Genomic DNA, 21,084 nt, shown 5'->3' on the forward strand with positions numbered 1-21,084 from the left:
GAAAGCACCATGAAGCGTCGGACCAAGCCGGTTCGAACTCAACTCCTGGATTCTTTCCCCACTTTGGAGCGGGCAGTACAGGTGTAGGCCGACACCCGGATGCTCAGCGCCCGCGCGACAAGCGGACCGCGGAAAAGCCCGTGGCCTGCCAAGGGGTGCTGTCGCGCCGGATCTTGACGGCCTCTCCTGTGAGATTGCTGGGTGCACACGGCGGCCCTCGGTGTCTGGACACGCCGGCAGTAGGAAGGCGGGGAACCGTCCTGTTTGTTCGGGGAGGGGTTGGTCACGGGCTTCGGGGGCAGGTGACGCGTGGCAGTCAATCGAGGATTGGTGGCGACGTGACGAGATCCATCCAGGCCCAAGGAATGTCCGTAGCACCGGAGCGGACGACATCGTCGGCGCGCAGCGAGCGGATCGTGGGTGACCTGCCGTGGATCGAGGACGCGGGCAAAGTGGCGCCCAAGGATGCGCGGGCCTTGTCCAAGCTGTTCTTGGACCAGCTTCAGGTCCTCGAAGAAGGCACACGCGAATACCAGTACGCCCGCAACACTCTGATCGAGATGAACCGGAGCCTGGTTGTCTTCGCCGCGAGCAGGTTCCGTAACCGCGGCAGAGGCGAGATGGAGGACATCCTCCAGGTTGGCACGGTCGGTCTGATCAAGGCCATCGACCGCTTCGACCTGTCACGCGAGGTCGAATTCACTTCCTTCGCCATCCCTTACATCGTCGGCGAGATCAAGCGGTTCTTCCGTGACACCAGCTGGGCTGTCCACGTCCCCTGAACCGCCCCGGGTTCGGTAGAGAGCTCAGATAGCGGTTGTGACCTGGGGTTTCGTGGTCGCGAGGTAGTAGTTGTTCTCGTACTCGACGGGCGGGACGTGGCCTATTTCACCGTGGAGGCGCCGGTGGCAGTACCAGTCGACCCATTCGGCGGTGGCCAGCTCGACCTGGGAGAGCGTCTTCCAGGGCCGTTGCGGCTTGATCAACTCGGTTTTGTAGAGACCGATGGTCGATTCCATCAGGGCGTTGTCCAGTGCGTCCCCGACGGAACCGATGCTCGCCGCGAGACCGGCGGCATCCAGGTGCTCGGCGAGACGGAAACTCGTGTATTGCGACCCGGCATCGGAGTGATGGATCAACTCGCCGTGCGTATACGGGTGTTGGTCGCGGTCGCGTTGCCACAGTGCCATCTCCAGCGCGTCCAGGACGAGCTGGGTCTCCTTCGATGTGGAGGCGGACCAGCCCACGATGCGACGTGAAAAGGTATCCACGACGAAGGCGACGTAGACGACGCCCGCCCAGGTCGCCACGTGGGTGAAGTCCGCGACCCAGGTGCGGTTGGGCGCCTCGGCGACGAAGTCGCGCTCGACGCGGTCCGGTGCCCGCTCGGCCTTCTCGTCCGGGATCGTGGTGATGACCCTCTTGCCGCGCACCGCGCCGGCGATGTTCAGCTCGCGCATCAGCCGCTCGACCGCGCAGCGGGCCACCGGGATGTCCTGGCGGTTCAGCTCGCGCCAGATCTTCCTCGCCCCGTAGACGCGGTAGTTGGACGCGTAGATCTCCTTGATCTTCTCTTTCAGCCCGGCGTCGCGCACGGTCCTCGCGGACGGCTCGGCCAGCCGCTTGTGGTGGGCGTAGTAGGTGGAAGGGGCGATCTTGCAATCGTGCTCGGTGAGCACGCGGCAGATCGGCTCGACACCGCCGAAGCGGGCCCGGTGCTCGTCGATGAACGCTACGAGCGTGTGTGTGGCCGGTCGAGCTCGGCCGCGAAGAAACTTGCCGCGGCTTTCAAGATGTCGTTCGCGCGGCGGAGTTCGGCGTTCTCCTTCTTCAGGGCCTTCATCGCCGCGGACTCCTCCGACGTCGTGCCGGGCCGCCGACCGGAGTCGATCTCGTCCTGCTTGACCCAGTTCCGCAGGGTCTCGGCCGAGCCGATGCCGAGTTTCTGGGCGACCGTCTTCAGCGCGGCCGACTCGTTCGGGTAATCACCGCGGACCTCGGCGACCATGCGGACCGCTCGTTTGCGCAGCTCAAGGGGATAGGAGGAGGGGCGTGCCATGACTCAATCCTTACATGGAATCGAGTCTCTATTCGAACCGGGGCGGTTCACCCCGCCGTCTGCAGGAACTCCGCTTGGAACTGGCCAAGGCCAAAGAGCGGCTGGCAGTCGCCCTGGACCGTCAGCCCAGCGTTCACGAGCTGGCCGAGTATCTCGACCTGAGCGACGATGAGATCAACGAGGGCCTGGTGGCCTCGAACGGCTACATGGCCGGCTCTCTCGACACTCCCGGCGGGAACGACGACGAATCCGACGGCGGCCCCACCTATGCCGAGATCCTCGGCGACCGCGATCCCGCCATGGAACTCGTGGAAGACCTTCACACTCTGGCTCCGCTCCTGGAAGAGCTCGACGACCGGGAGCGCCACATCGTCGAGATGCGCTTCGGCCAGGAGATGACCCAGTCCCAGATCGGTGCGGAACTGGGCGTTTCCCAGATGCACGTATCCCGGCTTCTGGCCCGCACCCTGACCAAGCTCCGCACCGGCATGCTCACTGACGCCTGAGCCGACCGTCAGAGGCCTTATGGGGACCCGCCCCTTGTATACATGCGTCGCCGGCGGCCAGGACGCGAAAGCGGAGGACCAGTGCGCCCAAGACCGTGCGGGGCGTGCCTGCGAGTCAGGACTCACTCCTACCTCGCTGCCCAGGAACGGTTCAGGCGTGATCCACGAGCTGGGACCGGGACAAACCTTTCTCACGCGCGCAGTGTGCGCAGCAGAAGAACTGTCCGTCAGCCTGCATGCCGTGGCCGAGGATGCGGCACTGGCAGTTGACACAGGTCGGGGCCATCTTCTGGGCGGCGCACTCGATGCTGTCGAAGACGTGGACCGCCCCTCCCGCGGCACGTACCTCGAACGCCAGCTCGTAGTCGTTGTGGCATACCTCGCACACGGCCATGGACGATCCTTCCTTGCTGCTGAATTGATGAGCTGGGGCGCCCGCCCGATTGCCCGTGAAGGCGCGGCGACCTGGACATTAGTGAAAGGGCGCCCCGATCCTCTGGCGGCGCGTGGACTGCGACCCGACCGCCCTGCCGGAATCACTCACATGGCGTCGCGCCCCCGCTCGAGCCCGATCCGGCTTGCTCGGCCCGGCTTGACGGAGGTTGCGCAAGCGGGCCGATGCGGAGAATCGCATGCTGGACGATCTGGGGGTTCGTGGCGTACCGGTTGTGCCAACACCGGCGACGTGGACCGTGTTGTGAACTCCAGTGCCTGCGACGAGGCACGCCTGACGTAGAAGGAACGTCCGGTAAAGCCCTCTTCGACGATCCCGGTCACGCGCTGCGGGCGAACACGCCCCTACGGATGCAACGACGTACGGCCACAGGCGCTGGCGACTGCGCAGCCACCGGTGCGCTCGCCACGAGGTTCCCGATGCCGGGCCGGCGGTCCGCGGCGACGCCGTTGTCCAGGCGCCTCAGTGGGAGCGTCGTCGTCCTGCGATGAGCCGGTAGATGGCCAGGACGATGACGGATCCGACTACGGCGGCGATCCAGGTGGAGAGGTGAAAGAAGCCTTTGATCGAGTGCACGCCGAAGATGACCTTGCCCAGCCAGCCGCCCAGAAGACCGCCGGCGATGCCGATCAGCATCGTGATCAGGCAGCCTCCCGGGTCCCTGCCAGGCATCAACGCCTTAGCGATGGCACCGGCCAGCAGGCCGATCAAGATCCACGCAATGATGCTCATACACACGCACCTTTCACCCAAACGCCGTTGCTCACTGTCCCTCGTGTCCCACTTCGGCCACAACGAACGGTTGGCCACTACCAGCCGGAAAACGTCCAGCATCCGTCAGCGGCTGCCCCGCACCACTTCAACGCGCGGGGCGATGTTGATCTGGCCGAGTGCGGCCATGCCCGAGGCCCAGACGCTGTGAGGACTCGACGAGCACAGCGCTGAGCCCTTCGTCGAGGGCGACGCTTTCTCGACCATACGCAAACCTCACCCTGGGCAGCCGGCCCGCCGATCGACGAGGCCGGAGGGCGCATCGTTTTACGCAGCAGCCCTTGCGGGCTCGATGGGACTGGTCTGTTTCGATCCTCAGCGGAACCGTCTCAGGTCCTGCTCGACAAGCCGTTCACCTCGTCGGTCCGCTGCGACCGTCCGTCCGCCGGACGTGCAGGTCGGTTAGCGGTGATCGCGCGCTGGAGAGAGTTCGGTATCCGCGTCGTGTCCGGTCTGCTGCGCCGCCGCCGTGAACTTCGGCGCGGTGGGTTCGGGCAGTGTGCGTTTCGGAGGAGTTGTGCGCCACCGTCGTGATCGGCACGAGGGCCGCCGGGCCCTCGGTTTAATCCGCGGTCAGAGGACCCTCAAGAGGACCTTAAGGATCACGGATATGCCTCTGAACAGCCTCTTTTCCTCGTCCTGCGCCTCTAGTCTCGCCGCGTGACGATCGAGGCCACTGACGATTCCCGGCTTGCCGACCACCCGGCGCTCGCGGCGTATCTGGCGACGCAGCAACCGAAGGAACAGGTTCCGGCGCGCATCCGCGTGCCGGAACCCGCGCGCCTGTCGCCACAAGGTCTGAAAGTGACGCTCGGCGGCGGTGCCGCGGGCGTCGTCGCGCTCTGGTGCGCCCAAGTGAGGCCGTCGGCGAGGCTCGACTCACTCTTCGCGACCGCCGCCCATCTCACCGGTCTGCTCGCCGGGTACGGCGTGCTCGTCATGCTGCTGCTGATGGCGCGCGTGCCCGCGATCGAACACGGCATCGGCGCCGACCGGCTCGCACGGTGGCACGGGCGCGGCGGACGGCATGTCCTCGCACTGTGCCTGGCGCACATGGGTTTCGCTCTGTGCGGATACGCGGCCCACACCGGCACCGACCTCTTCTCCGCCGTCAAGGACCTGCTCGGATACGGCGGGATCGCTGCCGCCGCTCTCGGCACCGCGCTCCTGGTCGCCGTCGGCGTCACCTCCGCACGTGCCGTGCGCGGGCGCGTCCCGCACGAGACCTGGCGGGCCGTGCATCTGCTCGCCTATTCGGCGGCAGCGCTCGCTTTCGCGCATCAACTCGTGGGATCCGACATCGCGGGCAGCGTCCTCGCAGTCTGGGTGTGGGCGATGCTGCACGCCTTCGTCGCGGTGCTGCTGCTCTGGTACCGAGGCGTCGTGCCCGTACGCCAGGCGCTCCGCCACAGCCTGTGCGTCCTCGATGTACGGCGTGAGGGGCCGGATGTCGTCTCGGTCGTTGTGCAGGGCATCGGCCTGGACGAACTCCGGGCCGAATCCGGCCAGTTCTTCCGCCGGCGTTTCCTTCAGCGCAGGCTCTGGTGCACCGCACTGCCCTTTTCGCTGTCCGCGCCCGTCCGCGACGACACCCTGCGGATCACGGTCAAGGTGATCGGCGACCACACCCGGCGGATACGGCGGCTGAAGCCCGGCACCCGTGTGCTGGCCACCGGTCCGTTCGGGGCGATGACCGCCCACCGCCGTACGCGGCGCAAGGTGCTGCTGCTCGCGGGCGGTGTCGGTATCACCCCGATGCGGGCACTGTTCGAGACGCTGCCGGGCGGCCCCGGCGACATCACGCTCCTCTACCGTGCGAACAACGCGGCCCAACTGGTGCTGCGCGAGGAGCTGGAGGCCATCGCCCGCACCCGGCAGGCCGGGCTGCACTATCTCCTAGGGCCCTCCGATGCCTCCTTCGACCCGCTGGCACCGCAGTCGCTGCGAAATCTGCTCCCCGACCTCGTCGAGTACGACGTGTATCTGTGCGGGCTGCCGGGAATGGCGGACGCCGCGACCGCTGCGCTCACCAGGGCGGGCGTCCCCGTCGAGCGCATCCACTCCGAAAACTTCTCCTACTGGGGCAGGGATCCTCATGGCACGTCACCGCAGACCTCGCAGGACCGGCCGCGGCGCCACTCACCGGTCGCGCCGGCAGCTCGCCACCGGGCTGGTCGGAGCGAGCGCGCTAGCCGCGACCCTGCTGACCCTGATGGTCGACCCGGCCGCCCCGCCCGCCCCGGACCGCTCACCCGCCGCAGGAACCTCGGACGTCGCTCAACTGTCGCGGCATTGATGGACGCCACGCCACCGGGGTCGGACTCCTCACCGTTGTCGGCCGCATCGAGGACGACCACCGTTTCCGCGCCGCCTGCGACCTCGCCCACGGCGCAGTCCTCGGCCGGTCACCCGGCAGTCGCTTCAGGGGCTATTGCACGGTCATGACCCCGGCTGCGGTGATGCCGATGGTGATGATGAGGGCGCGCAGTGCGGTTGGCGGCAGCTTGCGGCCCAGGCGTGCGCCCAGCATGCCGCCGAGGGTGGAGCCGACAGCGATCACTGCGGCGACGGTCCAGTCGACGTCGGTGACCGCGATGAAGATGACGGCTGCGATTCCGTTCACGATGGAGGCGAGGCGGTGGACCGCCGGCACGGGTGTCGCCGACTGGGACACGGCCATCCTCCTCGCAGAGCTCGGCCTCGGCCACGCCGTCGTACCCGCGCTGCCCGACCGCCACGGCGCGGACCACAACAGCGTCCGCCTGATACCGCTTCCGGCACTGCCCGCCCTGTCCGTCGGTTGGGCGGTTCGCCGGTGGGACGCCTTGAGCCCACTGGCTCGCGTGTTTGCCGACACCGTTACCCAGAAATGCGCGGAGATGCCCGGAGCACTCGTAGACCGGACATGATGTCCCGTCTCATTTCACCTTGGCTGTCGCCGGGGCTGTGACATGGGCGGATGCCAGGACGCGTGAGACGGAAACACGCCGGGATCTCAGATGATGGTGTCCTCCCAGCGGCGCCTGTGCGCGGTTGTGTCGCTTGAAGTTGTCGGTCACGGGTGGCGGCACCGGATGATCAGCGCGTCATTGAAAATCGATAGCAGTACCGTGTCTTGCCGGCGTGTCCGGCGGTCCTGGCAGGCGGATAGGCTCCCGTCATGGACGTCCGTGTAGAGATCATCCAGGAAGCGAGTGAGGAACTCGTCGAGGCCTTCGGCCGACTGCTGCCGCAGCTGTCTGCGACGGCCAACCCTCTCGACCATGAAGCGGTCGACCGGATGGTGACGTGTGATGCCAACACGGTGCTGGTCGCCAGGACATCCGACGCGATCGTCGGCACCCTGACGCTGGTGCTGCTGCCCTTGCCGTCCGGACTGCGGACCCGGGTCGAAGATGTAGTGGTTGACAGCACGGCGCGAGGCCAGGGAGTCGCGGGCCTTCTTACCGAGAAGGCCCTGCAGATCGCCAGGGAAGCAGGCGCCCGGACAGTCGACCTCACCTCCCGTCCGGATCGTGTGGCAGCGAACCGGCTTTACGAACGTCTCGGCTTCCAGGTCCGGCAATCTACGGTCTATCGCTTCTCGATCGATCGGTAGGAGAGTCATCCCAGTCGCAACTTGGGTCCCAGGGCAGTCGTCCTCGACGCCATGCATCGGCGGTAGGCCCGACACCCGCTACCAGCCGTCAGTTGCAGCACCGGGATCAGACCAGCTGACTTGATCCACAGGTCTTGACGATTCCTCCATGGACCGGCTGAACAGGCTCGCTCCCGGTCAGGGTTGGGTGAAGGCCGTCTGGAGGAGGTCGGCGAGGAGAGCCGCGCAGGAGCCGTCGGGGTCGAGATCGGGGTCGTAGATGGTGAGGTTGAATCCTACGCAGCGCTCGGACTGCACCAAGGTCCGTAGCAACGGGGCGAGTTCATCAGGCATCAGCCCTCCGGGGTCGGGGCTGTCGACGGCGGGCATGACGGAGGGGTCCAGCACGTCCGCGTCCAGATGTACCCAGAACCCCTCGGTCACGGGCACTTCAAGTGTCTGCAGAACCGCCCCCGCCAACTCCTCGGCGCTCCATTCCCGGATCTCCCCGACCGTCGCGTTTGTGATCTTCAACTCGGCCAGCTCGGACCGCTCTTCGTCGTAGTCCCGGATGCCGAATACTCGTACGTCCTCGTCCCTGACATACGGCTGCAGCCCTTCGAGGTTCGTCAGGTCCGCCTGGCCGCGGCCGGTCGCGATGGCGAGTTCTTCGCCGCCCGCGGCACCGATACGGTCGGAGTTCCCGGGGTGCCGGAAGTCCGCGGATCCGTCGATGACGGCGAGTCCGTACCGCCCGATGCGGCGGAGCGCGAGCGAGGCGCCGAGCTGGATGGAACAGTCCCCGCCCAGGACGACCGGAAAGTCCCCTGCCCGGACGTGGTGCTCGATGCGGTCGGCGAGTTGGCGGGTGTACGTGGCGATCGCCTCAGCGTTGAACACGCCGTCGCCTTCCCTCCAGCCGCCGCGGTCGTAGCGGGGCGGCACGACGACTCCGCCCTCGTACGCCCCGATCCGCTGCACCAGCCGCTGCTCGCGCAGCGCTCCGGCCAGCTTGTAGCATCCGGGCACGGTGCCTTCGGTGGGCGGCCGGAGGCCGAGGTTGGACGGGGCGTCAATGACGACGATGCGGCGCATCCGGCCATTCTGACCGCGCGGGGCGGCGCGGGCCACAGTGTTTCGCCGCTCGCGGAAGCGGAGCGGTCCACGGCGGGCCCCGGGGCCGGCCGGTGCTCAGCGCCGGCTGACGCCGAAGCCCTGGCGAGCTCCAGGGCAGCGTGAGTCAGACACCCCATGTCGTTTGAGGTCAAGCGGCAGAGGTGTAGGCATGGTGTGACCAGGCGGTGGCTTCGTCGTAGTGGGTACGGGTTTTGAGGCAGCCGTGGAGGATGCCGACGAGCCGGTTGCCGAGCTGGCGGAGGGCGGGGTTGTAGCCGACCTCGCGGGCGCGTTGCTTGTCGTAGTAGCGGCGGGCGCCCGGTGATCGCAGGGCAGCGAACGCCTGGGATTGCAGGGCGTCGGCGAGGCGGTTGTTGCGGACGTAGCGGGCCTGGACGCTGTGGCTCTTGCCGGAGGCTCGGGTGATGGGGCTGGTGCCGGCATAGTTCTTGCGGGCTTTCGCGTTGGCGTATCGGGTGGGATCGTCTCCGAACTCGGCAAGCACCCGGGCGCCGGTGATCTCCCCGATGCCAGGCATCGAGAGGTAGATCTCAGCGTCCGGGTGCGCCAGAAAATGGGTCTTCACCTGCTCTTCCATCGCGGCGATCTGCTCGTTCAGCGCGATGATCAAGCGGGCGTGGGCGGTGGCGGTGGCCGCGTAGGCGGCGGTGACCGGTTCGGGCAGACCAAGTTGCGGCTCACGCAGCGCGGCCTGGATGGTGGCCGCTTTCGCGTCCCGGTTGCGGCGGCGGTGTCGCGTCAGGACGGCGGTGATCTGGGTGCGGGTCAGCTTTGCCCCGGCTGCCGGGGCAGGTGCCTTGATCAGCAGTTCCAGCGCGTCCGTGCTGGTCAGTGTCAGGTCCGCGTATGCGGCCAAAGCGGCTGGGAAGTACTCGCGCAGAGTGCAACGCAGCCGCTGGAAGGTGCGGGTGCGTTCCCAGATCAGGCTCTGGTGAGCACGGGCGACGACCTTGACGGCCTGGGCCTGCTCGCTGTCCCCGGCCACCGGTCGAAGCTGGTCCCGGTCGATGCGGACCATGTCCGCCAGCGCGTGCGCGTCGCTCTTGGCGCCGGAGGAGGCATAGCGTTCCTTGAAGCGGTTGACCTGGCGGGGGTTGATCGCGAACACCTGGTAGCCGGAGGCGATCAGGGCCTGCACCCACGAGCCGCGGTCGGTCTCGATGCCGACCACGACCTCGGCTGGGTCCAGGTCCGCGCCGCCGTGGCGGGCGATCAGTTCGTGCAGCTTCGCGATGCCTGCCACCCCTTCGGGCAGGTTCGCGGCGGCCAGTTTGTGGCCGGTCTCGTCCTGGACCTCGACATCGTGGTGGTCCTCGGCCCAGTCATCACCGATCAGCAGCAACAGACCCTCCCCGTCTCGTACTTGACACAGCGGTGCAGCCTGCGGAAGGCGCGGCACGCGGCCTAATGGATCCAGTGCTCACGCCCCCGTGGGGCGGGCACGCCACCCCATCAGCGGTCTGGCCTCCCGGCCGACCAGCAGGGGCACGGTCTGACTCCAGAACTCGGCTGGTTCCGGCGGCGATAGTGCTCACCTGCTGGCGGCTACGGAACCGAGCATTCCCCGACTCCGTAGCTCCCATTAGGCGACGACGGCGTCGCGGCCGAGGTCTGCGTCAAGGGCGTCGAGTTCGGGGCAGTCGGCCAGGACAGTTTGAGTCGTTCGATGTCGGTGAGAGATTCCGGGCGGCCGGGGATCCTGCCCGCCGCCGGGCGGCACGCATTCTGAATGGCCAGTTGTGGGATGTCGGCCGGCCTTTTCCAGGACGGTGCAGATTTCGGGCTGTCGGCACAGACACTCAACCGGGCAGCCGCGGCGTCCGCTCGACGGGAGGTTCCCCCCATCTTGGAGAGGTGGGTGCAGACCTGCCGACGTGAACTTCTGGACCGCACCCCGATCTGGCACCGATGCCATCTCCTCCAGACTCTGCGGGAGTTCGAACAGTTCTCCAGCTCCCGCCGGCCGCATCGGCATCGGCACCGCCCGCTGCACCCGTTGCCCGCGCCGATCACAGATCCGGGCAGACCGTCTGTCCCGAGATGCGGAGACGGGCGCGGCTCGGCGGCATCCTCCATCAGTACCGCCATGTGGCCTGAACTGTCCGGATGACATTTTCGGCTCGTGCAGTCCGGCAGATCGGCTGCGACATGTGGCAGGGTTCATACTCGAACATAAGGTGCGCTTGCAGTGAATCTACGCCAATCGCATTAAATATGGACGAGGAGTCGATTGTTCGATGGCGAAGCTACTTTTCGTGATGACCGGCGCGGCGTACTGGACGCTCAAGGACGGCACCAGGCACGCGACGGGTTACTGGGCCGAGGAGTTCGCGGCCCCGTACAAGGCGCTCACCGAGGCCGGCCATCAGGTCGTGGTCGCCACCCCCAACGGGGTGATCCCGACCGTGGACATGATGAGCCTGCGCCCCGAGATGGCCGGCAGCGCTCAGACCGCTCTCGATCTGGAGGCGATCATTCGCTCTGCAGAGGTGATGCGGCAGCCGATCCATTTGGCGGACGCCCGCTTGGAAGATTACGACGCCGTCTACTTCCCGGGCGGCCACGGCCCCATGGAAGACCTGTGCGTTGACGCGGACGCCGGACGGTTGCTGACCGCGGCGCTCGCCGCCGGCAAGCCCCTCGCCATTGTCTGCCACGCCCCGGCCGCGATGCTGGCGACCAGGATTCACGGCGTATCGCCCTTCGCCGGCTACCGGATCACGGCGTTCACCAACGAGGAAGAGAACGCGGTCGGGCTCGGTCCGAAGGCCCGCTGGTTGTTGGAGGACGAGCTCATCGACCTGGGAGTCGAGTTCACCAAGGGCGAGATGTGGAAGCCCTATACGGTGGTTGACCGCAACCTGTTCACCGGGCAGAACCCTGCCTCGGCAGCCGTGCTGGCCGAACGTCTGCTCAAGGTCCTTTGAGTAGCGTCGCCGCGGTTTGCGTCCCGCAGGGGTCCTGCCTGCGATGCGGCCTGCGCCGGTAGGCGGTGGCCGTTGCTGTCCATCAGGGCACAGCGGTCGCCGTTGACGGATTCCTGGAGGCTTCAGCGGTTCGGGTGCGCCGTATCGCGGAGCAGGGCGGCTGCCTCGGCTGCCTGGGTCGCGACCTGGGCGGCTGCGCGAGCGGCTCGTCCGGTCATCCGCCACGCGAGCATGCGCAGGGCGGTGGCCGGGGCCGGGGGAAAGACGCCGAGTTGGCCGAGCATGGTGATGTCGTCGCGTACTGCTTCGTGCCTGATCACCTTGCCGTCACGGAGGTCGAGTACGTGTATCTGCTCGAAATCGATTGTGCGTCCGGTGGGAGGGATGGCCTGGTCGAGGGCCTCGTTCTTGAAGCGTACGAACGGGCCGGTGTGCCGTCCTTGCATGCGCAGCCGTACCCAGATCTGGTGGTCGTTGCGGGCGACGCCGAGGATGGGAAACCGCAGGTCGCTGAAGGCCGACCGCATCCACGCGCCCGAGGCCAGGACGCCCGCGGGGCCGGGGATCGCGCAGGCCGGGGGCGAGACGGCCGCTTCGCGGTTGTGGAAGTCCTCACCCACCACGTCGGCGGCCAGAACCGGATCCCCTGTCTCGAGTATCTGGAAGAGGCCGTGGGCCAGTGCCGTGGTGTCCATTCCCATGACGTGCATCGCCTTCGCTCGCTGTGTGATCCGGCGGACCCATATTAGGGTTACAAACCACCTAATGAATAGTGCGGCCATGTGATGATGCTGTTTACGATGGCGTCATGTCGTCCAAGCGCGCCTACATCTCCCCCTTGCGTGAGCAGGCCGCCGCGCAGACCCGTGCACTGATCCTCCAGCGGGCGGCCGAACTGTTCGCCGACCGTGGCTATGGACGGGTGACCGTCGCGGACATCGCGTCGGCGGCCGGCGTCGCGTCGAAGACCGTTTTCGCGAGTGTCGGGAGCAAGGGCGACATCCTGGACCGGATCGTTGGCCAGGGCGTGGTCGCGTCCGGTTATGAGCAGGCCATGCGGAAGATCCTCGCCCTGCGGACACCGGAGGCAGTGCTGGAAGCGCTGGCGCGCGGCACGCGGGCGGGCAACGAAGGGCAGTTCACGGTGCACGAGGCGATCCGCAAGGCGCTGCCCGTCCACGAGCACGGCGAGGTGCTGTGGGAGCGCGCCACCGCGGCCTACCGGGACGCGCTCCGCACCGCTGCCCGCCATCTGCACACCCTGACGCCGCCGCCCTCCTACCCGGTGGAGGAGACGGCCGATCTCCTGTGGTTCTGGTTCGGCCCGACGGGCTGGCGCACACTGGTGGTGGAGAACGGCTGGTCGTGGGACCGGGCCGAGGATTTCCTTCGCCGTACCGCAGTCACCACTCTTTGCTGAGCTCACGCCGGGCTGCGAGGTGCGTCGAGTGGAGCCTCTTTCTCGGCGGCGTCAGTCCAGTCGGTTACTCGTTGTAACTGTCGTGGGCTCCACGTCAGGGATCGTTGCGCTCGGAGTCAGTGGTGGTGCTCCGGTGGTGTGCCGGGATACCTACTGCTGATAGGGGGCCCCGTCGGGCTGCCAGGCGTCCGGGGCATGGATTCCGAGGTCGTCGACTCCCTTGGTGAGGGCGTCGACAGCGGCGAGGACCGCCGCGCGGACTTCACTTCTGCGCCAGACCAGAGACCAGGTCCAGTAGACCTTGGGCGCGATCACGGGACGCTGGACCAGGTCCGGCGGCAGCGGTGTGGTCTGGCCCTTGGGGGAGTTGACAACCGGACGGGGGCTGCGGCGGACGTGGTCGAAGAATGCGGGTCCGGTGATGCCGCCGTCGGAGATGCGTACCGCGTGGGCGCCGGTGTCACGGGCCAGTTGTTCGGCGAAGGTGTTCCAGGACGACCAGGAGGTGGTGTCGTCGTCGAGGAGGACCGCGGTGTCACGGGCGGGGATATCGCTGGGGTCATTTCCGGTGGTGACCGCATAGAGCCGGTCGGCACCGATGAGTTGGGCTCGCAGGCCGTGCCGTTCCAGATCCTCGTTTTGTACCCAGCACACGGCGAGGTCGAGGCTGCCGTCGGCGACCCGGGCTGCCTGGGCGTGGGAGGGCGCGATCCAGGTGTCGATGTGCAGTTGGGCGACTGCGGAGGTGCGGGCGATCAGGTCGGTGGGGAGCCAGTTGACGTAGCCGAGCCGGACCGGCTCCGATCCGCCCAGCTCATGGGCACGGCGCTGGAGGTCGTCGGCCCGTTCCAGCAAGGCACGGGTGTGCGGCAGCAGGGCCGTACCGGCCGGAGTGAGGGACACGGAGCGGCGGTCGCGATCGAACAGCCGCACGCCGAGGTCGCGTTCGAGCGCCTTGATCTGCTGGGACAGGGAGGGGCCGGCGATCAGCAGCCGCTCGGCAGCCCTACCGAAGTTCAGCTCCTCGGCGACTGCGACGAAGTACCGCAGTTGGCGCAGCTCCACGCTCTCATGGTACGTCGCTGGGAGGAGGCAGCGCCTTCCAGCAGGGAGGAAGCCGGTCGTGGGGTCTGCCCCGGCGGCAGGCAGACCTTGAGGACGTGACTTCAGGACCAGCTGCTCCTGCTCGCCCCCGGGCGGTCGAACGTCGTCTGATCGGAGCGACCGGCTGTTAACGCCGTACCCCACCTCCGGCGTTCGGCCCGACCGGGCGCCACCCCCAACGGAGAAACCCCATGCGTGAGTTCCTGGTCGAGGTCACCACCGCCATCCCCAAGGCACCGACTCGGCCGAGGTCGACCGGCGCCCTGCTGTCGAAGCAGTCCGGGCCAAGGTGCCGGCCGCCACCGGCGACCTGTTCCGGCTGCGGCACTCGGTCGGCGAACCGCGCAGCATCGGCGTGTGGCGCGCCGCGGACGAGGACGAGCTTCACGAGAGGGTGCTCGGCACCCTGCCGCGCTCATGGATGACGCTCACCGTCACCGCTCTCGAGTCACACCCCAACGGCCCGGGCCAAGCCGACGACACCGCGCGACCGTCAGATCCACTCGCGGTCCTCACCGCCGCCGCCATGACACGGCGGCGGCGGCGAGCCGTGCCCCGCCCGGATACGTCCACCACGTCCTCGAGGGCGTTCGCCGACCGATGGCGGAGCTGGTCAACGGCACGCGGGATCAGTGATGACGACGGCAGGCACGGTCTTCCATCGGAGGACCAAGGCGAGCGATTCCCGTTTCGGGGGCTGGACGAGCCGGTGGACCCGGACGCTGCGTCAGAAGTGGTCCACGTCGATGACAGCCTGAGCGAAGGCTGTGGGCGCCTCCTGCGGCACGTTGTGGCCGATGCCCTTCAGGGTGCGATGGTCGTACTTGCCCGTAAACCTGTCCCGGTACGAGGAGCCGTCTCCCGGTGCGGTGAAGGGGTCGTGCTCGGCGTCGAGGGTTATGGCGGGCACCGCGATGACCGGCCGTGCGGCGAGTTGCTTCTCGAAACGGTCGTAGCGGCGCTCGCCGTCAGCGAGGCTCAATCGCCAGCGGTAGTTGTGGATCACGATGTCGGCATAGTCGGGGTTCTCGAAGGCTGCAGCCGTGCGCTCGAACGTGGCGTCGTCGAAGCCCCAGGTCGGGGAGACGGTGTCCCAGACAAGCCTCGTCAGGTCGTGCCGCTTCGTCTTGTCCTCCATGGCGAGGCGGCCCCGCTCCGTGGAGAAGTAGTACTGGTACCACCAGGCGTATTCGGCCTTGGGAGGCAGGGGCTGCTTGTTGGCCTCGAGGTTCGTGATGAGGTATCCGCTGACGGACACCAGCGCCTTGACCCGCTCGGGCCGGAGCGCCGCGATGATGTCTGCGGTGCGCGACCCCCAGTCGAAGCCGGCAAGAACGGCTTTCTCGATCTTGAGGACGTCCATCAGGGCGATGATGTCGAGGGCGATCGCGGACTGCTGGGCGTTGCGGAACGTCCGGGAGGAAAGGAAGCGCGTCGTGCCGTGGCCGCGGAGGTAGGGGACGATGACCCGGTAGCCCTCTGCCGCCAGCAGGGGAGCGACGTCGACGAAGCTGTGGATGTCGTAGGGCCAGCCGTGCAGGCAGATGACCACAGGGCCGTGGGCGGGGCCGAGTTCGGCGTAGCCGATGTCCAGCAGACCGGCTTTGATCTGCTTCAGCGTCGCGAAAGAGGTGTGTGTGCCGGGGGTGACCGTGAGCGCGGTCGGTGCCGTGGTTCCGTTCTGCGTGGCGGCAGAGGCGGTCGGAAGACCCTGCAGGCCGGCCAGTGAAGCGGCGGCCGCGCCCGTGCCCAGCCCGAGAGCCTTGCTGAAAGTGCGCCTGTTGATCACGTGACATCCTCCGTGCGTTTCGATGCGCTGACCCGCGCGTCACATCTCTGAGTCGATCAACCATGTGCGATTGCCATGGTTCGCCTGCGCGTTGACTGTGGCACGCGAGATCGTCACCGGTCAAACTGGTGACGAAATCTCTTCGGCCGCGCTGCTTGAGCCGGTGTCCTCCATGCCGAGACCCCTGGACCTCGGCGTGGCTTTCTGATCCGGTGCCTCATGGGCTCGATGTGGTCAAGCGGGTGGGTTGCAGAAGTTCGGCGAGGCAGGCGAAGCGGACTGCAGCTCGCCGTGCTGACGCTGGGTCGGATACGGTGCCGCCGCCATCGGTGATCAAGACTGTGGTGCCTTGAAGTCCTGGTTCGGGGAGGGGGTGTGCGGCGCCGTCAGGCGGTCGTTGCGGCGGCCGCGAGCATGTCGACGGAGATCTGCCACAGGCGGGCCGCATGCTGCGGGTCCAGGGCGTGGGCGGCGACCCCGCGTCGTACGCCGGGCTGGTGAGGGCAGGCCTCATTGCAGTCTTCGAAGTACCGGCCGGTTACGCCCTCGGTCAGCGGGGAGGCGGCGAGCAGTACCGAGGTCGCGGCACCCTGCTCGATGTTCTTCCAGGACACGTCGGTGCTGGTGGCGTCGAACGAGGCAGGGCTGTTGGCGATGTCCCCGATACGGCGGCCGAGTCGGGTGCTGGTGATGCGGCCAGGGTTGAGGGCGTTGACGGCGATCAGGTCGGATGCCCAGCGGCGGCCCGCCTCGGTGGCGAACAGGACGTTGGCGGTCTTGGACTGGCTGTAGGCCGCCCATGGGCCGTAGGCGTGCTGCTCGAAGTTGATGTCGTCGAAGAGCACGTCGCCGTTGACGTGGCCGACCGAGCTGACGGCGACCACGCGTGCTCCGCGGGCCGCTGCCAGGTTGGTGTGCAGGCCGGTCGCGAGGGCGAAGTGGCCGAGGTGGTTGGTGGCGAATTGCATCTCCCAGCCCTCCTTCGTCCGCTGCAGCGGCGGGGCCATCACGCCGGCGTTGAGGGCCAGGATGTGCAGCGGCCCCTGCCAGGCCTTTACGAAGGCGCGCACCGAGGTCTGGTCGGCGAGGTCGAGCATCGTGGCGCGCACCGTTCCCGGGCCGCCGGCCGGTGTGATCTCCGCGGCAATCCTTGCGCCCGCGGCCAGGTCGCGGACGCCGATGGTGACCTCTGCACCGGCAGCGGCCAGGACGCGCGCGGTTTCGCGTCCGATGCCGGAGGTTCCCCCGGTGACGATGGCATGGCGGCCGTTGAGGTCGACGTCGGCCAGCACCTCGGCGGCGGTCGTCTGCGCCCCGAAGGGGGTGGTGATGAGGTTGTCGGTCATGACGCTCTCCATGGAGACGGTGGAATGGGCGGCCGGGCGCGGTTGGTGGCGTGGAGGCGCGGGCCGCCGTACTCTCATATCCGGAACGGGTTCCGGTTCGCGCTTTCGACGGTAAGCGGAACTGGTTCCGCTTGCAAGTGACGGCAGAAAGGAGTCGGGATTGACCGGCAACGAGGCGGACGCAGCGGGGCACCGCAGGCCCCTGCGCGCCGACGCGCAACGCAACGAGGACCGGCTGTTGCAGGCAGCAGCAGCCGCCTTCGCCCGCGAGGGTGCGGGCGCCTCGGTCAAGGACATCGCCCGCGAGGCCGGCGTCGGCGTCGGCACGCTCTACCGCCGGTTCCCTTCCAAGGAGCTGCTGATCGAGGCGACCTACCGGCACGAAGTACAGCGCCTGTGCGAGGTGGCACCGCACCTCGCGGCCACGCAGCCGCCGGTGGACGCGCTGCGGACCTGGATGGAGAGCTTCATCGACTTCATGGCCGCCAAGCACGGCATGGCCGACGCGCTGCGCGTGATACTGACCGACGACAGAGAGAGGCTGCACACTCGGGCCCTGCTCGCCGACGCCATCGACCACCTGCTCGCCCCCGCAAAGGGCCGGTCAGTGGCACGGCCGGATGTCGGCGCCCAGGACGTACTGATGGCCCTCGGCGGGATCAGCCTCATGGCTTCGAACGAGGAACAGGGTGACCTGGCCACCAGACTCATCGACCTGCTCCTGCATGGCATCGTGGCGAGCTGACACGATCAGGCGCGCTCCAGGCGGACGCCTCTTGAGGTGCTGGGAGACAGCACGTCCAGGATGCGGGACGTGGTGGTGGACCGCACCGATCCGGGTCGCAGCACGCCCGGGGTGCGGTGCTTCGCCAGATCGGTGCACTCAACCAGGATGTGGAGCGGATGCGTTCACCGCCCTCAGCTCCCGGTGGCACTACCAGGCGGTCGATCCGCCGTCGACCGGGTAGTTGGCGCCTGTAATGTATGCCGCCCGGTCAGAGGCGAGGAACGCCGCCAGCTCGACGATCTCCTCGGGTTGAGCGAAGCGCTTGAGGAGGGTCTTGCTTGCTATCGCGTCCCGGGCCGCCTGGTTGTCGCCGAGGTCGCGGTCGCTGGCCGGGGTCAGGACGGGTCCGGGGCTGATCGCCACCGCACGGATCCCATGGCGCGCGCCTTCGAGCGCGAGCTGTCGCGTCATGCCGATGACGCCGGCGTTCGCTGCCGTGTGCGCGACCATCGGGGGGACCGCGCCGGCGATCATGCCGGCTTCGGATGCGATGTTGATGATGACGCCGCCACCGCGTCGGATCAGGTGCGGCCATGCGAACTTCGTCACCAAGAAGGGGATGTCGAGTTCGCCGGCTATGGTCGCCCGCCAGTCAGCGACAGAGAAGTCGGGCATCGGGCCGAAGCGTTGCATGGCCGCGTTGTTGTAGACCACGTCCAGCCCGCCGTAGACGGCCACGGCGTCCTCAACGAGCTGTCGCGCCTGTTCCGGGTCGGTGAGATCGATCGGCGCGATGCCCGTCATCTCACCGCCGCTGCGACGTACGAGTTCGACCGTCTCGTTGTTGGCGGCGGCCTGGATGTCGCACCCGATGATCTTTGCGCCTTCTCGTGCAAAGATCAGCGATGCGGCGCGACCCTGGCCTCCTCCGGTCCCGGTGATGAGCACGACCTTCTCGTCGAGCGTTGCCATGGCATTCCTCCTGGTCCGTGATTTGTTCGGGGCGGGCCGACTGTGTTTTGCGCCGTCGACGACGGGACAAGGGGACGTTGCCGGCACGGTCCGTCAGTAGCGGCAGGTTGCCGATCCCGATAGGCGCGGCCGCTCCGCGGACGAGCGCACAGCGGCCGCCTTGCGCGTTCCGGTGAGATCACCCGCTCTGACCTCCTGTCGCGCTTCCACGACTCGAGGGTGCGCTGCCACCAGGGGCGACGCTACGACCGGCTTCCTTTCTGTTGGTAGGTGTGGCCTTCCATCGGATATGGCCGAGCGAATGGGGTGCTGCGCAAAGCGCGCTGGTTTCACGCGGTTGCCGAGGGGCCGAACGTCGGTCGGGCCACCGAGCGGCTGCTGATCGCCGGACCTACCCTCTCGCGGCAGATCAAGGTGCGTGAGCGTGACTCCCGGACGGTCCAGGGAGTCCGAACTCTTCTTGACCCAGCGGAAATCCGGTCGCGGCCGACTGGGTCGGTCCTCCGGAATTGCCACATTATGAAGGTCGCTCGATATGTGCTCTGAGCCCCTCACATCTGGACATGATCGACAGTGCCGCCCCAACCCGACCATAGGGTTTGGGTCATGAATGCCTCCTCGTCCGCCAGTCCTTTGTCGCCTGCGGCAAACAGAACGATGCGTCCGGTACTCGGCCCCAGCTGGTTCGCGGCCGTTATGGGCACCGGCATCGTCGCCAACGCGGCGGTCACCCTGCCCCGTAGCTTCCACGGACTGCGGACTGCGGCCACGGTGGTCTGGCTGGGCGCCGCGCTACTACTGATGGTGCTGGCCGTCCGTTACCTCCGGCAGCGGACGCTGCGGGCACACGCGGCTGATCCGATGGTGGCCCAGTTCTTCGGCGCGCCGCCGATGGCGCTGCTCACGGTGGGCGCCGGGGCGCTGCTGCTCGGCCGGAGCCTGATCGGGCTCGAGGCAGCGCTGGCTGTGGACTGGGTTCTCTGGTCGCTCGGTACCGTGCTCGGTCTTGCCGCCGCCTGCACGGTGCCCTATCTGATGGTCACCCGCCACCGCTTCGCGCCGGACGCGGCGTTCGGCGGCTGGCTGATGCCGGTGGTGCCGCCGATGGTCTCCGCCGCGACGGGCGCGCTGCTCGTCCCCTACACACCGGCCGGGCAGCTGCGGCTGGCCCTGCTATTGGGCTGCTACGCGATGCTCGGGCTCGGCCTCGTTGCGGCACTGCTGGTGCTGGCCATGATCTACAGCCGCCTGGTGCACCACGACGCACCCACCGGAACGGTGGTGCCCACGGTGTGGATCGGCCTGGGAGCGTTGGGCCAGTCGGTGACGGCGCTCGGCGCGCTGGCCGTGGTGGCGCCGAGCGTGCTGCCCGCGCCCTACGCGCGGGGCACCGCCGTCTTCGCGCTGCTGGGCGGAATCGTGGTGTGGGGCTTCGCCATGCTGTGGCTGGCGCTCGCCATAGGGCTGACTGTGCGGACGATCCGTGCCGGACTGCCCTTCGCCCCCACTTGGTGGTCCTTCATCTTCCCGGTCGGCGCCTGTGTGACTGCTACCGGCACCCTTGCTGCGCGGACCGGCTCGGAGCCATTCATCTGGACGGCCGTCGTGCTCTATGCGCTGCTCGTCATCGCCTGGATGGTGGTGGCCGGCCACTCCCTACGCCACACCGCCAAGCATGTGCGCCGCCAGCCCGTCGCTGGGCACGCGCGCCGGCGGTCCGTCGAGCCGGACCTGCGGTTCGATGTGGCTCCCGTACTCAGTGGCACCGTCCGCACCGCCATCGACGGCCGCCCGATCTCCGAGGCCCGCGTCACTCTCCTCGACCCGGTGGGCGACGTCGTCGGCATCACGCTCACCGCCGAGGACGGCTCTTACGCGTTCACCGATCTCGAAGCCGACTGCTACACCGTCGTAGCTGCGGGGTACCCGGCTCAAGCGGCACCCCTCACCCTCGATGCCACCGGCCAGGACGCCTTCGATCTGACGCTGGCACACGACGAGGGATGAACAACATCTGTCACTGATGGGGCCCGCTCCGCGCGTTTGGAGCGGGCCCCGGCGTGGCTCTCGCGTGATCATCGGGACAGTGGCTTCGGCGAGGTCATCCGGCACGGCATCTGTCGTTCGGGACTCAAGTGGGCGCTGTTTCGCGGCGAGGCCGAGGCCACCGCCGACCGCGCCGCGGACGCGCTCGCCAGGACGACGCTCCATAGCCACCAGCACGCTGTCGATGCCATGCGCTGCGCACGTGTTCGTGTGGCCACGCAGCGGTCGGCCGAGGGCCGACCGCCTTCA

General features: G+C 67.8%; 17 protein-coding genes and 5 pseudogenes. 11 read left to right on the plus strand and 11 right to left on the minus strand.

Translation table 11 applies throughout. From position 1 onward, the window contains the following. Positions 1-365: 365 nt before the first annotated feature. Positions 366-779, plus strand: a pseudogene (locus OHA03_RS32505) (sigma-70 family RNA polymerase sigma factor); the annotation flags it as partial. Positions 780-806: 27 nt separating this feature from the next. Here OHA03_RS32505 and OHA03_RS32510 read toward each other — a convergent pair. Next, positions 807-2,059, minus strand: a protein-coding gene (locus OHA03_RS32510; protein WP_267007271.1) for an IS3 family transposase whose coding sequence is annotated in 2 segments (ribosomal slippage) — positions 807-1,777 and positions 1,777-2,059 — 1,254 coding nt in all. Because the reading frame shifts where the segments join, the coding sequence is not laid out codon by codon here. Between the two features lie 50 nt (positions 2,060-2,109). Here OHA03_RS32510 and OHA03_RS32515 point away from each other — a divergent pair. Beyond that, a pseudogene (locus tag OHA03_RS32515) lies at positions 2,110-2,565 on the plus strand (sigma-70 family RNA polymerase sigma factor); the annotation flags it as partial. Between the two features lie 151 nt (positions 2,566-2,716). Here the strand turns inward: OHA03_RS32515 and OHA03_RS32520 are convergent. Together OHA03_RS32520 and OHA03_RS32525 are read right to left on the minus strand one after the other, a co-directional pair. Next, positions 2,717-2,959 carry a hypothetical protein gene (locus tag OHA03_RS32520; protein WP_267007272.1) on the minus strand — a complete coding sequence of 81 codons (243 nt, stop codon included), beginning with the start codon at positions 2,957-2,959 and terminating at the stop codon, positions 2,717-2,719. A 522-nt stretch (positions 2,960-3,481) separates the two neighbouring features. Continuing rightward, entirely contained in the window at positions 3,482-3,751 is a 270-nt protein-coding gene (locus tag OHA03_RS32525) for a GlsB/YeaQ/YmgE family stress response membrane protein (protein ID WP_267007273.1), read from the minus strand. A gap of 699 nt (positions 3,752-4,450) precedes the next feature. Between OHA03_RS32525 and OHA03_RS32530 the strand changes: the two genes are divergently transcribed. Next, positions 4,451-6,235, plus strand: a complete 1,785-nt coding sequence (locus OHA03_RS32530; RefSeq protein WP_267007274.1) for a ferric reductase-like transmembrane domain-containing protein — start codon at positions 4,451-4,453, stop codon at positions 6,233-6,235. Here OHA03_RS32530 and OHA03_RS32535 read toward each other — a convergent pair. Beyond that, positions 6,219-6,470 (minus strand): TSUP family transporter, encoded by a 252-nt coding sequence (locus tag OHA03_RS32535; protein ID WP_267007275.1) that lies wholly within the window; start codon positions 6,468-6,470, stop codon positions 6,219-6,221. The genes OHA03_RS32530 and OHA03_RS32535 overlap by 17 nt on opposite strands. Between OHA03_RS32535 and OHA03_RS32540 the strand changes: the two are divergent. Then, positions 6,436-6,699, plus strand: a pseudogene (locus tag OHA03_RS32540) (LysR substrate-binding domain-containing protein); the annotation flags it as partial. The gene OHA03_RS32535 and the pseudogene OHA03_RS32540 sit on opposite strands and share 35 nt — an antisense overlap. A gap of 251 nt (positions 6,700-6,950) precedes the next feature. Beyond that, a complete protein-coding gene (locus tag OHA03_RS32545) occupies positions 6,951-7,388 on the plus strand; it encodes a GNAT family N-acetyltransferase (protein ID WP_267007276.1) in 438 nt (145 codons plus the stop codon). Between the two features lie 177 nt (positions 7,389-7,565). Here the strand turns inward: OHA03_RS32545 and OHA03_RS32550 are convergent, their stop codons facing one another. After that, positions 7,566-8,462: an arginase family protein gene (locus tag OHA03_RS32550; RefSeq protein WP_323181283.1), complete on the minus strand. Its 897-nt coding sequence runs from the start codon at positions 8,460-8,462 to the stop codon at positions 7,566-7,568. 169 nt (positions 8,463-8,631) lie between these two features. Further along, positions 8,632-9,846: an IS110 family transposase gene (locus OHA03_RS32555; protein WP_267007277.1), complete on the minus strand. Its 1,215-nt coding sequence runs from the start codon at positions 9,844-9,846 to the stop codon at positions 8,632-8,634. Between the two features lie 895 nt (positions 9,847-10,741). On the opposite strand from OHA03_RS32555, the gene OHA03_RS32560 reads away from it, so the two are divergent. Further along, complete coding sequence (locus OHA03_RS32560; protein ID WP_267007278.1) at positions 10,742-11,431, plus strand: type 1 glutamine amidotransferase domain-containing protein; 690 nt, start codon at positions 10,742-10,744, stop codon at positions 11,429-11,431. A 122-nt stretch (positions 11,432-11,553) separates the two neighbouring features. Here the strand turns inward: OHA03_RS32560 and OHA03_RS32565 are convergent, their stop codons facing one another. Beyond that, entirely contained in the window at positions 11,554-12,132 is a 579-nt protein-coding gene (locus OHA03_RS32565) for an ester cyclase (RefSeq protein WP_267007279.1), read from the minus strand. A gap of 107 nt (positions 12,133-12,239) precedes the next feature. Between OHA03_RS32565 and OHA03_RS32570 the strand changes: the two genes are divergently transcribed. Continuing rightward, positions 12,240-12,851 carry a TetR/AcrR family transcriptional regulator gene (locus tag OHA03_RS32570; protein ID WP_267007280.1) on the plus strand — a complete coding sequence of 204 codons (612 nt, stop codon included), beginning with the start codon at positions 12,240-12,242 and terminating at the stop codon, positions 12,849-12,851. Between the two features lie 150 nt (positions 12,852-13,001). On the opposite strand, the gene OHA03_RS32575 is transcribed toward OHA03_RS32570, so the two are convergent. After that, the gene (locus tag OHA03_RS32575; protein ID WP_267007281.1) at positions 13,002-13,916 is read right to left on the minus strand and encodes a LysR family transcriptional regulator; all 915 of its coding nucleotides are present in this window, start codon (positions 13,914-13,916) and stop codon (positions 13,002-13,004) included. Between the two features lie 319 nt (positions 13,917-14,235). Between OHA03_RS32575 and OHA03_RS47875 the strand changes: the two are divergent. Continuing rightward, positions 14,236-14,355: pseudogene (locus OHA03_RS47875) on the plus strand (muconolactone delta-isomerase); the annotation flags it as partial. Between the two features lie 327 nt (positions 14,356-14,682). On the opposite strand, the gene OHA03_RS32585 reads toward OHA03_RS47875, so the two are convergent. Together OHA03_RS32585 and OHA03_RS32590 are read right to left on the minus strand one after the other, a co-directional pair. Beyond that, entirely contained in the window at positions 14,683-15,744 is a 1,062-nt protein-coding gene (locus tag OHA03_RS32585; protein ID WP_267007282.1) for an alpha/beta fold hydrolase, read from the minus strand. A 386-nt stretch (positions 15,745-16,130) separates the two neighbouring features. Then, a complete protein-coding gene (locus OHA03_RS32590; protein ID WP_267007283.1) occupies positions 16,131-17,090 on the minus strand; it encodes an SDR family NAD(P)-dependent oxidoreductase in 960 nt (319 codons plus the stop codon). Positions 17,091-17,250: 160 nt separating this feature from the next. Between OHA03_RS32590 and OHA03_RS32595 the strand changes: the two genes are divergently transcribed. After that, complete coding sequence (locus tag OHA03_RS32595; protein WP_267007284.1) at positions 17,251-17,835, plus strand: TetR/AcrR family transcriptional regulator; 585 nt, start codon at positions 17,251-17,253, stop codon at positions 17,833-17,835. Between the two features lie 189 nt (positions 17,836-18,024). On the opposite strand, the gene OHA03_RS32600 is transcribed toward OHA03_RS32595, so the two are convergent. Continuing rightward, positions 18,025-18,789: an SDR family NAD(P)-dependent oxidoreductase gene (locus tag OHA03_RS32600; RefSeq protein ID WP_267007285.1), complete on the minus strand. Its 765-nt coding sequence runs from the start codon at positions 18,787-18,789 to the stop codon at positions 18,025-18,027. Between the two features lie 306 nt (positions 18,790-19,095). Here OHA03_RS32600 and OHA03_RS32605 point away from each other — a divergent pair. Together OHA03_RS32605 and OHA03_RS32610 are read left to right on the plus strand one after the other, a co-directional pair. Further along, a pseudogene (locus OHA03_RS32605) lies at positions 19,096-19,218 on the plus strand (LysR family transcriptional regulator); the annotation flags it as partial. A gap of 228 nt (positions 19,219-19,446) precedes the next feature. Next, positions 19,447-20,796 (plus strand): carboxypeptidase regulatory-like domain-containing protein, encoded by a 1,350-nt coding sequence (locus tag OHA03_RS32610; RefSeq protein WP_267007286.1) that lies wholly within the window; start codon positions 19,447-19,449, stop codon positions 20,794-20,796. The last annotated feature ends 288 nt before the right edge of the window (positions 20,797-21,084 follow it).

The sequence above is a fragment of the Streptomyces sp. NBC_00154 genome (genome assembly GCF_026342835.1).
In the GTDB taxonomy this organism is placed as follows: Bacteria; Actinomycetota; Actinomycetes; order Streptomycetales; family Streptomycetaceae; genus Streptomyces.

Coding starts and splice junctions, on each gene's coding strand:
- OHA03_RS32520 (WP_267007272.1), bottom strand. CDS start 2,959: ATGGCCGTGTGCGAGGTATGCCACAACGACTACGAGCTGGCGTTCGAG.
- OHA03_RS32550 (WP_323181283.1), bottom strand. CDS start 8,462: ATGCGCCGCATCGTCGTCATTGACGCCCCGTCCAACCTCGGCCTCCGG.
- OHA03_RS32565 (WP_267007279.1), bottom strand. CDS start 12,132: ATGGGAATGGACACCACGGCACTGGCCCACGGCCTCTTCCAGATACTC.
- OHA03_RS32600 (WP_267007285.1), bottom strand. CDS start 18,789: ATGGCAACGCTCGACGAGAAGGTCGTGCTCATCACCGGGACCGGAGGA.
- OHA03_RS32560 (WP_267007278.1), top strand. CDS start 10,742: ATGGCGAAGCTACTTTTCGTGATGACCGGCGCGGCGTACTGGACGCTC.
- OHA03_RS32570 (WP_267007280.1), top strand. CDS start 12,240: ATGTCGTCCAAGCGCGCCTACATCTCCCCCTTGCGTGAGCAGGCCGCC.
- OHA03_RS32525 (WP_267007273.1), bottom strand. CDS start 3,751: ATGAGCATCATTGCGTGGATCTTGATCGGCCTGCTGGCCGGTGCCATC.
- OHA03_RS32535 (WP_267007275.1), bottom strand. CDS start 6,470: ATGGCCGTGTCCCAGTCGGCGACACCCGTGCCGGCGGTCCACCGCCTC.
- OHA03_RS32610 (WP_267007286.1), top strand. CDS start 19,447: ATGCGTCCGGTACTCGGCCCCAGCTGGTTCGCGGCCGTTATGGGCACC.
- OHA03_RS32545 (WP_267007276.1), top strand. CDS start 6,951: ATGGACGTCCGTGTAGAGATCATCCAGGAAGCGAGTGAGGAACTCGTC.
- OHA03_RS32590 (WP_267007283.1), bottom strand. CDS start 17,090: ATGACCGACAACCTCATCACCACCCCCTTCGGGGCGCAGACGACCGCC.